The 12,018-nt window shown below is 64.2% G+C and carries 16 protein-coding genes and 1 pseudogene; 8 read left to right on the forward strand and 9 right to left on the reverse strand.

Annotation, left to right across the window (positions count from 1 at the left end; translation table 11 throughout):
- Positions 1-63: 63 nt before the first annotated feature.
- The 6 genes and pseudogenes from DFO50_RS13325 to DFO50_RS13350 form a co-directional block, all read right to left on the reverse strand.
- Entirely contained in the window at positions 64-1,158 is a 1,095-nt protein-coding gene (locus DFO50_RS13325) for a porin (protein ID WP_028499333.1), read from the reverse strand.
- A 373-nt stretch (positions 1,159-1,531) separates the two neighbouring features.
- Positions 1,532-1,825 (reverse strand): annotated as a pseudogene (locus tag DFO50_RS13330) (DUF3579 domain-containing protein); the annotation flags it as partial.
- A 142-nt stretch (positions 1,826-1,967) separates the two neighbouring features.
- A complete protein-coding gene (locus DFO50_RS13335; protein ID WP_107889951.1) occupies positions 1,968-2,777 on the reverse strand; it encodes an alpha/beta hydrolase in 810 nt (269 codons plus the stop codon).
- Positions 2,778-2,880: 103 nt separating this feature from the next.
- Entirely contained in the window at positions 2,881-3,339 is a 459-nt protein-coding gene (locus DFO50_RS13340) for a cytochrome c (RefSeq protein WP_112692700.1), read from the reverse strand.
- 186 nt (positions 3,340-3,525) lie between these two features.
- Positions 3,526-3,981 (reverse strand): cytochrome c, encoded by a 456-nt coding sequence (locus DFO50_RS13345; protein ID WP_028499330.1) that lies wholly within the window; start codon positions 3,979-3,981, stop codon positions 3,526-3,528.
- 136 nt (positions 3,982-4,117) lie between these two features.
- Positions 4,118-4,462, reverse strand: coding sequence for a hypothetical protein (locus DFO50_RS13350; RefSeq protein ID WP_051528871.1), 345 nt, complete (start codon positions 4,460-4,462; stop codon positions 4,118-4,120).
- Between the two features lie 116 nt (positions 4,463-4,578).
- Here DFO50_RS13350 and DFO50_RS13355 point away from each other — a divergent pair, with 116 nt between their 5' ends.
- The 6 genes from DFO50_RS13355 (at position 4,579) to DFO50_RS13375 (ending at position 8,705) form a co-directional block, all read left to right on the forward strand.
- Positions 4,579-5,013 (forward strand): transcriptional repressor, encoded by a 435-nt coding sequence (locus DFO50_RS13355; protein ID WP_028499328.1) that lies wholly within the window; start codon positions 4,579-4,581, stop codon positions 5,011-5,013.
- On the forward strand, positions 5,010-5,939 hold the full coding sequence (locus tag DFO50_RS13360; protein WP_112692701.1) for a GTP-binding protein: 930 nt from the start codon (positions 5,010-5,012) through the stop codon (positions 5,937-5,939). Before DFO50_RS13355 ends, DFO50_RS13360 begins: the two co-directional genes overlap by 4 nt.
- A 35-nt stretch (positions 5,940-5,974) precedes the next feature.
- Complete coding sequence (locus DFO50_RS19815) at positions 5,975-6,100, forward strand: hypothetical protein (protein ID WP_255420231.1); 126 nt, start codon at positions 5,975-5,977, stop codon at positions 6,098-6,100.
- Positions 6,097-6,843 carry a metal ABC transporter ATP-binding protein gene (locus DFO50_RS13365; protein WP_028499326.1) on the forward strand — a complete coding sequence of 249 codons (747 nt, stop codon included), beginning with the start codon at positions 6,097-6,099 and terminating at the stop codon, positions 6,841-6,843. The genes DFO50_RS19815 and DFO50_RS13365 overlap by 4 nt, the downstream gene beginning before the upstream one ends.
- Positions 6,840-7,712, forward strand: a complete 873-nt coding sequence (locus DFO50_RS13370) for a metal ABC transporter permease (protein ID WP_028499325.1) — start codon at positions 6,840-6,842, stop codon at positions 7,710-7,712. The genes DFO50_RS13365 and DFO50_RS13370 overlap by 4 nt, the downstream gene beginning before the upstream one ends.
- Before the next feature lie 87 nt (positions 7,713-7,799).
- Positions 7,800-8,705, forward strand: a complete 906-nt coding sequence (locus tag DFO50_RS13375; protein ID WP_028499324.1) for a metal ABC transporter substrate-binding protein — start codon at positions 7,800-7,802, stop codon at positions 8,703-8,705.
- 57 nt (positions 8,706-8,762) lie between these two features.
- Here the strand turns inward: DFO50_RS13375 and DFO50_RS13380 are convergent, their stop codons facing one another.
- A complete protein-coding gene (locus DFO50_RS13380; protein WP_051528870.1) occupies positions 8,763-9,095 on the reverse strand; it encodes a hypothetical protein in 333 nt (110 codons plus the stop codon).
- Between the two features lie 93 nt (positions 9,096-9,188).
- Between DFO50_RS13380 and DFO50_RS13385 the strand changes: the two genes are divergently transcribed.
- Positions 9,189-9,659 (forward strand): hypothetical protein, encoded by a 471-nt coding sequence (locus DFO50_RS13385; RefSeq protein ID WP_051528869.1) that lies wholly within the window; start codon positions 9,189-9,191, stop codon positions 9,657-9,659.
- Positions 9,640-10,056 carry a YchJ family protein gene (locus DFO50_RS13390; protein ID WP_028499323.1) on the forward strand — a complete coding sequence of 139 codons (417 nt, stop codon included), beginning with the start codon at positions 9,640-9,642 and terminating at the stop codon, positions 10,054-10,056. The genes DFO50_RS13385 and DFO50_RS13390 overlap by 20 nt, the downstream gene beginning before the upstream one ends.
- Positions 10,057-10,062: 6 nt before the next feature.
- Here DFO50_RS13390 and DFO50_RS13395 read toward each other — a convergent pair whose 3' ends face one another.
- Both DFO50_RS13395 and DFO50_RS19210 read right to left on the reverse strand, forming a co-directional pair.
- The gene (locus DFO50_RS13395; RefSeq protein ID WP_112692702.1) at positions 10,063-10,482 is read right to left on the reverse strand and encodes a hypothetical protein; all 420 of its coding nucleotides are present in this window, start codon (positions 10,480-10,482) and stop codon (positions 10,063-10,065) included.
- A gap of 209 nt (positions 10,483-10,691) precedes the next feature.
- Positions 10,692-12,018: hypothetical protein (locus DFO50_RS19210; RefSeq protein ID WP_158537462.1), on the reverse strand; the 1,327-nt coding region annotated here is incomplete at its 5' end.

The following is a 12,018-nucleotide window of genomic DNA, read 5'->3' on the forward strand; positions in this document are numbered from 1 at the left end:
ACAGCGGCAATGAAAAACGGGCAGCGAAAGCTGCCCGTTTGCGTTACCGGCCGGAAAGTCCGGTCAGAACGAGTGCTTCAGTGCCAGGCCGTAGGCTTGCGGGTCGGCACCGGCAGCGATCGTCGGGTTGTTCACGCCGAAGTTGGCAGTGGCAGCCTTCTTGTTGTCGATCTGGGTGGCGTAGGCAAGGATCTGCGTACGCTTGGACAGGTCGTAGGTTGCACCCAGCACCCACTGGTTGGCCTTGTAGTCGCCACCGTTGGTCTTGCCGTCAGCCTTGCCGACCATCGTGTACGAAGCCTTCAGGCCAAAGGCGCCGAACTGGTAGCCACCGACCAGGGTCCAGCTGTCCTGATTGTAGGTATCGTAGTCGACATATTCGTAGCCGGCGCCGAGCATGGCATTGCCAAACTTGTAGCTGACCGCGGCCAGGTAGCCGTCGAGCTTGTTGTCGACAATGATCGTCGGCGTCAGCGAGTTGGTGAAGTTGCTGCGGTCGGTGGCGTGGTTGTAACCCAGCGAAGCGGTCAGGCCGTTTGCCGAGTACTTGACGGCGGCGCCGTACACGCTGGCATCCGTGCGATCTTCACCCACGTAGGTGCGGTCTTCGTCTGCCGAGTAGCTGGCTGCAAACTGGACGCCGCTGAATACCGGCGACAGATACAAGGCGGTATTGGCGCGACGCGCACCGGCGCGGCCGAAGGTGGTGTCCTTGCTCCAGGCGTTGTCGGCCGAGGTGTTGGTCATGATGTTCAGGCCAACGCTGTCGCCGATAACCTTGTATGCATCATCATGACGGCCGAGGCGTACTTCGCCGAAGCCACCTTGCAGGCCAACGAACGAGTTGCGGGTTGCCCAGTTCGAGGTGGTGTCACCATCAACCGACAGGCCTTGTTCAACCTGCCATACCGCCTTGAGACCGTTGCCCAGATCTTCGCCGCCCTTGAAGCCGATGCGGGAGTTTTCGTTCTGGATGCGAATGCGGCCCTTGTACTGCTGGGCATCCGGCAGGGTCGCGCCGGTCGTGTTGTTCTTGGCACCGGTAGCCTGAACGTATTCCACGCCCGCGCTGATGAAGCCGTAGATAGTCGTATCGGCCATGGCGACCGGGGCAGCAAATGCGCCGGCGAGGGCGGCGGCAATCAGTTTCTTGTTCATCAAAGCATCACTCCACTGGGGTCTTGAATCTTGTCCATCGTTCGTTGACGACGTGCCGGTGACTATACCGTGGGGGTATGGCATTCGGATGACAAAACTGTTGCATGCAGCGTGTTTCAGGGGATTTATGTTGTCATAAAACAACAGAAAATTAGGATGGGTTTGTTTTATGTTGCTTTCTTGCAGCGCAACATGAAGGCGGGATGCTGATGGCGTAAATTCTGCAGGGCGGCATGCATGGCTTTCATGCCGCCCTGAGCGCAGCCCTGGTGCCGGCAGCGCGACGGATAAAACAACAAAAAACCGGGCAAAGCCCGGCTGGTGTTGTTTTTTCGCCGCAGTCGGGTCAGGCCAGGAAGCGGCTCGGGTACACCTCGTCGATCAACTGGCGGCAGTCGATCACCCGCAGATCGTTGTCGCGGGCGAACGACATCAGAAACTGGAACACGCGCGGGTCGATTTTCTCCAGCTTCTTGTCCACGGCGACGCAGCGGACGTTTTCCAGCAGCAGCGGCCGGACGTAAGCATGGTATTCGAGTTTTTTCTGGTCGGATTCGAACGAGGCCAGAATGCCGGACAGACGCTCGGCCCAGTCGCTGGGACGGAAAGTCCTGCCCTCGTTGGTAATGCCCTGGATGACGATTTCGTACGGATTGCAGATCATGATGTGGCCAGGCGGACTGGCAAGCCCTCTTATTTTTTGCGCTCGATCAAAAAGTTGCGCATGGCGATTTTACTTGAAGCGGGAGCGCGACCCAAGCATCGTCCGTGCTGCGCTGCCGCATTTGCGCCCGCTGCCGGCGCCGGTCTCAACCGAATCGGGTGTGCAGCCACTCCAGCAGGCGCTGGGCCGCTGCGCGTTCCCGCGTATCCAGCATCAGCATATGGCCGGTGCCGGGCAGGATTTCCGCCGCCACCCCGAAGTGGGTGGCGGTTGCCAGCAGGTCGGTGCTGCCGATAATGCGGTCGTCGGCACCGCCCATCACCAGCGCCGGCAGGCGGTCATGCATCGGCGGCAGTGACAGGATGCCGACAAGCATCATGTCGAATACGGCGCGCATCGATTCCGGCTGGAAGCGTCCCAGCCACTGTGCGAGCCGCTCATCCGGCATATCGGCACTGAACAGCAATTCCTTTGCCTTGCCGAGGCTCGGATGATAATCGGGGCCGCTCTGGAACAACTGCACGGCAGCCAGCAGGTCGGGGGTGTGCCACAGCATGGCCAGCGAGGCATGGGTCATGCCGGTCGGCGGTACCGATGCCAGCATGGCCACACCGGCCGCCGGATGGCCCTGTTCCAGATAGCGCTGGATCACATACCCGCCCATCGAATGGCCGATCAGCACCGGTGGTGCCGGCAGCGTGGCGGCGATCTGCGCCACATTGCGCACGTAGTCGTCGATGCCGATGGCGGCGAGCCAGCTGTGACCATCGCTGTCGCCATGTCCTTCCAGGCTCAGCGCGTGCGCGCTCCAGCCGTTGGCGGCAAACCAGGGCAGCCAGAACTCGTCCCAGACCCAGGCGCTGGAGTAGGCGCCGTGAACGAACAGCAGCGGCGGTCGCGTGTCGGCGGCTGCCGGCAGACGGGAAATCAGTTCCAGCTTCAGGGGAGGGGTCATGGCAGGCGCTGTCGTGTCGTGAGGGGCTATGGTGATGGCATGGCGGTGACTTGCCAAGCAGGAGTGTGAAAAGGATGTTGTCGTGCGCGGTGGCGCACGACGATCACTCGGTCACGGTACGGCGGAAAGCGTCATGGCAGCTCTTGCAGCTTTGCGCCAGCTGGCCATAGGCCGGGCTGACATCGGCAAGCTTCAGTGCCGGCTTGCCGGCGGTCACTGCCGCCAGCTGGTCGGCGTGCTGGTAGAAGGTGTCGCGGGCTTTGGCGAAACGGGCCGGCTCGCTCCAGATTTCCGGACGGGCCTTGCTGCTGCCGGTCGGGGTGGTGGAGAAGTGGGCGAAAGGCTTGCGTGATTCGTCCTTCAGCTGCGCGGCCAGCTCGGCGAAGCGGATCGGATCGAACGGCTGCTTCTCGCGGACCATCAGCCCCAGCGGCTCGAAGGTGTTCAATACCGACTTGAACGCCTGTACCCGGTCGCGGGTTTCGGGGTCCTGCGGTTTTTCACTGGAACAGGCGCTCAGGGCGACAAGGGCGGCAAGGCAGACAGACAGGGACGGCTTCATGAGTTCTTCGGCGCAGGGCGGAATCAAAACGACGGCGGATTATGGACCGGGTCGCGGCTTTTTTCATCTGCCATGAGCCCGGAAGCGAAATGCCGCCCCGTAGGGCGGCATCAGACTGCTCATCAAGGTGGGTGCCGGCAGTTGCAGAGGCGCCGGTGCCGACGCTGTCGAGAGCAGGGCGGAGACTCAGTCCTTCTTGAACTGGTCGTGGCAAGCCTTACAGGTCTGGCCTGCCGCGCCGAAGGCCGGCTTCACGTCGGCCAGCGTGGTGGCGGTGGCGGCAACCTTGGCCAGTTCGGCAATCTTGGCCTGATGGCTGTCGGCCTGCTTCTTGAACTCGGCCGGCTTGGTCCAGATTTCCGCACGGGCTTCGGTCTTGCCCTTGTCGCTGCCGGCCGGGAAGTACTGCCACGGCTGGCTCGACAGGGTTTCCATATTGGCGGCGTACTTGGCGAACTCGTCCTTGTTCCAGGCGGTCTTGCCCTTGACCATGTCGCCCATGGCGCCGAACGACTTCTTGTATTCCTTGAACACGTGCTTGCGCGCCTGGATCGGGTCCTTGGCGGGGGCGGCGGTGGCAGCGTGGGCGGTCAGGCTGAGGCCAGCCAGCAGAATGGCGGCAAGCGTAAGCGGCTTGTTCATGTGAGGAGCTCCTGGAAGCGTGGAAAAAAATGTATTCGGGCTATTTAGCGGGCGGGGAGTTAACGCTGACTTAAATCCATGCGCCCGCCATGGGAATGAGCGCGGTCACGCGCATTCCGCATGGGGCGGGAGCGGCTCAGTACGGCATCGGCTTGTTGTCGTTCAGGAACAGGAAGCCCTTGACCACCCGGTAGATGTACCAGATCCAGGCCACGCCGCCGATGACCAGGCCAAGGCCGAACCAGAAAGTCAGCCCGGCCAGCACGCCCCACAGTACGGAAAACCAGAATGTGCGCATCTGCCAGCGGAAGTGGCTCTCGTACAGGGTGCCGGCGACATCCTCGCGCTTGATGTAATTGACGACGATGGCAACGATGGCGGTGACGCCGATAAACAGCGACAACCCGTACAGGCCGTAGACGACCAGGGTCAGCGTGCGCAGCGAGTCGTCACCCGGGCGGTGAATCTGCAAGTCGGTCATGGAGAACTCCGGGATGCCATGAAAAATGAAACCCTACCACAGCCCCGGGATTGCCGATGGTGATGTTATAAAGTAACATTCGTCCGGTTTTCACTTTCCCTGCTGCTGGAGTTGTCGTGCCGCATCCCGATTTTCTGCTGGCTGCCGACCGCCATTGCGTCGCCCACGGTGCCCGCCTGACCGATACCCGGCGCCGCGTGCTGGAACTGGCGCTGGCACGCGAAGGCGTGGTCAAGGCCTACGATCTGCTGGCGGACCTGCAGACCGAACGCGGCCAGGTCGCGCCGCCGACGGTCTACCGTGCGCTGGAGTTTCTGGTCGACCAGGGCCTGCTGCACCGGGTCGAGGCCCTGAACGGTTACATCGTCTGCCATCACTTCGACTGCCCGCACGAGAGCCTGCTGCTGGTGTGCGAGGCCTGTGGTGGCGTCACGGAGCTGGATGGCAGTCCGGCGCTGGTTGCACTGCGCGCAGCGGCCTCGGAGGCCGGTTTTGCCCCGCGTCGCGATGACGTGATGCTGTCCGGTCGTTGCCGGGAGTGCCGCGCATGAACCCGACCCGTACCCCGGTCAACCTGATTACCGGCTTTCTCGGTACCGGCAAGACCAGCACCATCCTGAAACTGCTTGAACAGAAGCCGGTCGACGAAATCTGGGGCGTGATCGTCAACGAGTTCGGCGACATCGGCATCGATGGCGCCGTGCTCGGCGATCGCGACGGCATGGACGTGCGCGAAATCGCTGGCGGCTGCCTGTGCTGCGTGACCGGCCCGCAGCTGACGACGACCGTGGTCAGGCTGATCCGCGAACGGCGGCCGGCCCGGCTGCTGATCGAGGCCAGCGGACTGGCCCATGCATCCAATCTGGTCGACGACCTGCGCCGTGCGCCGCTGGGCGACGCACTGGACGTGCAGGCAACGCTGACCCTGGTCGATCCGCGCCAGTTCGTTGTACTCAACTATCGCAACCACCCGATCTACGGTGACCAGGTCGCCTGCGCTGACGTGCTGGTCGCCACCAAGTGCGATCTGGCCGATGACGGGGTGATGACCCGCTTCCGTGCCCAGACCGCCGATCTGTTCCCGCCGAAGACCGCCGTGGCTCAGGCTGACCATGGCGCCATCGACCTGTCGCTGCTCGATCTGCCGGCCCGGCCGGCCGGCCGCTATCGCGTCAGACGCGATACGCCGGACAGCGGCTTCGTCACCAGCGGCGTGACCTGGCCGGCCGACGTCGTGTTCGATGCCGACCGGCTGTGCGCAGTCTTCGACCGCATCACCGGACAGGTACCCGGCCTGGTGCGCGCCAAGGCGGTGATGAACCTCGGCCGCGACTATGCGTGGTTCAACTGGGTCGAGGGCGTCTGGGGCGCGCAGACCGTCGCCTGGCGCCGCGAAAGCCGCTTTGAACTGATCGCGCCGCAGGATGCGCCCGACACCCTGACCGATGCGCTGGCGGCCTGCATCATCGCCGCCTGATCCCTGTTGCCATTACGGAAAACGAATCCGAATCCATGAACTTGTCCCGTCTTTTTCCCGTGAGCCTGCTGGCCGCCTCGGTCTGGCACCGGCTCGCGCTGGCCGCCGTCGCCGCCGTCCTGCTGTGGCTCGCCGTCGGCTGGGCGCTGGAGTCCGCATGACCATCGCGCTCAAGAATGTTACCGTCTCCTACCGGCGCCGCCCGGCCATCCATCACGTGTCGGCCGAGTTCGCCAGCCACCATGCCACGGCGATCTTCGGCCCGAATGGCGCCGGCAAGTCGACCATCCTCAAGACCCTGATGGGGTTTCTGAAACCCGATACCGGTCACGTCGAACTGGACGGACTGCGGCGTGCGCAGATCGCCTACATGCCGCAGGCGGCGCAGATCGACCGCACGCTGCCGGTCACGGTGCTGGACACCGTACTGACCGGTGCCTGGTGCACCACCGGTGCTTTTGGCGGCGTCGGCCGCGCCGGCCTGCAGCGCGCGGCGCAGGCGCTGGCCGACGTCGGCCTGCACGGCTTCGAGCGGCGCAGCATCGGCGAGCTGTCCGGCGGCCAGTTCCAGCGCGTGCTGTTCGCCCGCATCCTGATGCAGGACGCACCGCTGATCCTGCTCGACGAGCCGTTTGCCTCGGTCGACGCCAAGACCACCTTCGACCTGCTGGCCTTTGTGCGGCGCTGGGAAGCGGAAGGGCGCACCGTCATTGCCGTGCTGCACGACTACGAGCAGGTACGCGCCTATTTCGACACCACGCTGCTGCTGGCGCGCGAAGTCATCGCCTTCGGTCCGACCGAAACCGTGCTGACCGAAGCCAATCTGGCGCGTGCCAACCATATCGCCACCCACTGGCAGGCTCATCCGCCGGTGTGCGTGGTGCCGGAACAGGAGGCCGCATGACCGTCACCGGCCTGTTGTTGTCACCTTTCATCGAATTCGGCTTCATGCGCCGGGCGCTGGTGGGCTGCTTTGCCCTTGCGCTGGGCTGCGGCCCGATCGGTCTGTTCCTGGTCATGCGCCGCATGAGCCTGATGGGCGATGCCATGAGCCATGCCGTGCTGCCCGGGGCGGCGGTGGGCTTTATCCTGGCCGGGCTGAGCCTGCCGGCGATGTCGATCGGCGGCTTTGCCGCCGGCGTGCTGGTGGTCATCGCCGCCGGCGTGGTGACCCGCTACACCACGATCAAGGAGGATGCGAGCCTGGCCGCGTTCTACCTGATGTCGCTCGGCCTTGGCGTGCTGCTGGTATCGCACTTCGGCAGCAATATCGACCTGATCCACATCCTGTTCGGCAGTGTGCTGGCGGTCGACGACGGTGCGCTGCTGCTGGTGACCGCCATCGCCACGCTGTCGATGTTCGGCCTGGCGGTCATCTACCGGCCGCTGCTGCTGGACAGCTTCGATCCGATGTTCCTGCAGTCAGTAGGTGCACGCAGCAATGTGTACTACCTGCTGTTCATGGTCCTGGTGGTGCTGAATCTGGTCGCCGGCTTCCAGGCGCTGGGTACGCTGATGGCGGTCGGCCTGATGATGATTCCGGCAGTGACCGCGCGGCTGTGGGCCAATTCCATCGGCCGCATGCTGGCAGTGGCAGTCGGCGTCGCCATGCTGGCCGGCTACGTCGGGCTGCTGGCGTCCTATCATCTGGACCTGCCGTCCGGGCCGGCCATCGTGCTGTCGGCCGGGCTTATCTATCTGCTGTCGCTGTTTGTCGCGCCGCAGGGCGGCGTGCTGCCGCGCTTCATCCGCGGTCGCCATCTGAGCGGCTGACCCCCTTTCCCTTTCTGCCTTAATTCGACCCTGACTCCGTCCTTCGGGATGGCGTCCGGGTCCGTGCAACCTCATGGAGTCGGAATCATGCAAAAAAAGCTTATTTTCGCCCTGCTGGCGACGCTGCCGATGCTGGCCCACGCGGCGCAGAAACTGCCGGTGGTCGCGAGTTTCAGCATCCTCGGCGACGTCGTGCAGCAGATCGGCGGCGACCGGGTCGAGGTCAGGACCCTGGTCGGTCCGGACCAGGACGCCCATGTATTCCAGCCGCGTCCGCAGGACGTGAAAACACTGGCGGCTGCCCGCCTGTTCGTCGTCAACGGGCTCGGCTTCGAGGGCTGGATGCCGCGCATGAGCAAGGCGACCGGCTACAAGGGCACCACCCTGGTAGCCAGTGAGGGCATCAAGCCGCTGAAGAGCGAGGAAGAAGAGAAAGATCATGATCACGCCGGCCACGACCACGGCAACTTCGACCCGCATGTCTGGAACAACCCGCAGAACGTGCGGGTGTGGACGCGCAATATTGCCGCCTCGCTGAGCAAGCTCGACCCGGAAGGGCGCGACTACTATGCGCAGCGCGCTGCCGCCTACGACAAGCAACTGGCCGACCTCGACCGCTGGGCCGCGCAGACCTTCGGCCAGCTGCCGGTGGCCAAGCGCAAGGTCATTACCGGCCATGATGCGTTCGGCTATCTGGCACGCCGTTACCAGATCACCTTCCATGCGCCGCAGGGGCTGTCGACCGAATCGGAAGCCTCGGCGAAGCAGGTGGCCGGGCTGATCCGCCAGATCAAGGCCTCCGGCATCAAGGCGGTGTTCGTCGAGAACATTTCCGACCGGCGTCTGGTCGACCAGATTGCGCGCGAAAGCGGTGCCAGCGTCGATGGCAAGCTGTACTCGGACGCCCTGTCGCGTGACGCCGCTGCCCGCAGCTATACCAGCCTGTTCCGCCACAATGTCGAACAGCTGTCCGCCGGGATGAAAAAGAACTGAACCGGCGTTTCTCCTCCGTGCAGACAGCCCGCCGGCCCCCTGGCGGGCTGTGTCGCGTCAGGGATGGAAATGCACCCGCTCATCGAATCCGGGCTGGTCGCTGGCGGCGCGCGCCTCGACCTCCAGCGCGTTGTGCCGGTAGCCGTGGCGCAGGGTCTGCCATGCATAGCGCAGCAGAAAGCCGGCCAGGCCGTAGCGGTGGTATTGCAGCACATGGCAGGCTTCGTGCCGGCGCCAGCGCACGTCATCCAGGAACGCCTGTGCCGGCACCCCCCACAGCAGCAGGCGACGGCCAATCACCATCGCCGCCGCCCGGCCGCCCAGCACCCGGGCGGCGAGACGGGCGAGGAGGGCGTTTTCGATGATGCGGCAGTCGATCGGGCGGGACATGGACGGGCAGAAGGGCGGCAACAAGGTTGTCAGTATCGCATCCACACCGGACAATGCCGACTCCGGTCAAGCTGTCCTGCGGAGTCACTGCACATGAATCGATCCGTTTTCCGTCCGGCCCTCGCCGCCCCGCTGTTGCTGGCACTGTCGCTGACCGCCTGCGTGGCTCCCGGTCCCACCGGCAAGAGTGGCGACGGCTGGTCGCTGCCGACCTTCGGCGGGCTGGGACACAATGAAGAAGACCAGTTGCTGGCCGAAGCCAATGCCCTGGCCGGGCAGGTCGGCAATGGCCAGCTGACCCGGCTGCAGGCCGCTGACCGGCTCGACCAGAAGCGCCTGGCGCTGGTGGGTCACAATGCCATCGACGATGCGCTGTTCAAGGCCTATCGCGATCAGACCGTGCTGCTGCAGCGCGGCCAGATTGCCCAGGCCGACCTGCGCACGCGACTGGTCAGGGAAATTGACCGCGCCCGCCGCAACTGGAATGCCATGCCCTTGCCGCAGCGGCCCAATGCCGCCTTTACCCGTTTCCTGATAAGGATCTATGACCAAGCACCGCTCTGAACCCCGCTTCGACCCCGAGTCGCCTTGCCCGTGTGGCCGCCCGGCCGCACTGGTCGAATGCTGCTGGCCGCGCCTGGCCGGCCGGCTGCCCGCACCGACCGCCGAAGCGCTGATGCGCTCGCGCTATACCGCCTACGTGCTGGAGCACGCCGAGTACCTGCTGCTGAGCTGGCACCCGGATACCCGCCCGGATGCACTGGACTTCGATGAACCGCTGAAGTGGACCGGATTGCAGATCGAGTCCACCGAGGCAGGCGGCGAAAACGACAGCGAAGGTACCGTGACCTACGTTGCCCGCTACAAGCTGGGCGGGCGGGCGCGCAAGATCCGCGAAAAAAGCCGCTTCACCCGCGTCGACGGGCGCTGGGTCTATGTCGATGGGGATATCGACGACTGACGCCGCTCAGGCGCGTGGCCGCTGGCCATCATCTTCCACCCCGACCCGGCTGGCCGCCTGATAGGCGCTGACCGCCCGGATGCGCTGGGCATGGATCGGCTCGGCCGCGCGCGCAGCCGGCTGCAGCGGGGCCGAGGCCATCACCCCGTACAGGCCGCTGGTCAGCGTGTCCTCCAGCTGGCGCGCAGCGGTCGAGATGGTCACGCTGGTTGCGGTCGTCTCTGCAATCCGCTCGGCGGCGGCGGCCTTGATCGTGCCGGTCAGGGCGTCGCTGCGATCAGCCTGCCGCAGCTTGCCCGTCACTTCAGCCTGGTTCAGTGCCTCGGCCACCGAGCGGGCACTGTCCTGATTGGCCACCAGATTGCTGCGCACCGTATTGATGTACGAGGCGGCCTGGGTGGCGCGAAGCATGTCTGTCGTGCTCATCGTGTCGTCTCCTGTTCTCTCTGGCCACTGCCACTGCTGGCAGTGTTGCGATCACCGGCTTCATATTGTCCGAGTCTGTTTCGAGCCAATAGTTCATTACGGGCAAGTGCCGTATTGTCATTCTTTCATATACGTTCTGGTATGTATATATAAAAATGCCTTCCTGCCTGGCAGGAGAGTCGCGTGGAAATGGAGCGGGTCACATTGCCTTACGAGGAAAAGTAGAGGTGAGGATGCTTCAGATACACGGCCGGGCGGATGGCACTGGAGATGAAACTGTTGGCAATGGTGGTCCGCAGCGCCTTGAAACCGGCCTGGGGCTGGAAGACTGACAGGCTGGATCCGGGAGCAACATTCTGTCCCAGGGGCTGTGCGGCGACCCGATAGTGATAGCCGGTCACCTGCCGTTGCAGCGTGTTGGCAAGGCGCTGTGCCTGTGCCCCCATTTTTCCGCCCACTGCACTGTAGCAGGACACCAGACGTATTTTCTGCCCGGGCAAAAGCGGAATATTTTGCAACTGCCTGCCCAGTGTGCCACCCGAAATCAGTCTGGTACTCAAGGTCGTACCTGGTGCGCCGTGTGCGTTGACTGCCGCGACCAAGGGGTCGGTGAGGTCCACGGTCATATCGCCAAGCAAGTAGATCTTTCCGCTTGCCGATACCGACCATGTGAGTCTGGAGCTGGAATAGGCAGCCAGAATGCGCGGGGTGCCGAGACCAAGCAGCGTGGCGCCGATACCCAGTCCCAGCGAGACCCATCCCAGAATGCGTGAGGTTTCGGGGTCCGACTTTTCCAGGAGCGCAGAGGCGATGGCGGTTGATCCGGCCGCCAGTCCCAGCAGCGTGCCCGTTGCGACGAGACACAGGGCCAGGCCAGTCGTCAATGGTGCGGCAAAGCAGACGGTGAGCAGGGTGAGCACGATGCCAAGAGCGCCCAGAATGACCCCCACCGTGCTGTTGCTGGCGAGTGGCTTTCTGCTGTACGGGGAGGGCATCATGTAGTGCCAGAACGGGATGAATTGCATATACAGCTGAATTTCCGGTGCGTAGCTGTATGTCCCGTCCTTCGGCAGGTACAACTGACTGCGCGGGCCAATCCAGTCAATGCGCTCGCCATGCATGCCGATCTTTGGCCGGGTATCGCCACTCCCCGCCGGCGCCTGCAGGCCGTCGCTGTCCGGTTCGGGCTCAGGATCCGGCTCCGGTTCGCTCTCCCCCTGATAACTGTCGTTCTCGTCCTGCCCGACCACATACCACGGGCACGGCCGCTGCAGCCGGTAGTTGCCGTCGCCACGCTGGGTCAGCACCGGCTTCAATGTCGCATCCCGGTATTGCTGCGCAAACGGCAGCGGCGGCGCCTCGCGTGCCGGCCGGCTGCGGTCCACGCAGTAGCCCGGATACTGCAGCAGCGCCAGCCCGCCCGCGCTGCACTCGTCTCCCGCCGCCACCTGCCAGCGCACCGTCAGCGGTCCGCTGACCGCTTCCCCGCTTTCGTCGTAGACAAAGTCGCCGTTTTCGCTCAGCCGGTAGCCGTCT

Source organism: Microvirgula sp. AG722, from assembly GCF_003269145.1.
In the GTDB taxonomy this organism is placed as follows: domain Bacteria; phylum Pseudomonadota; class Gammaproteobacteria; order Burkholderiales; family Aquaspirillaceae; genus Microvirgula; species Microvirgula aerodenitrificans.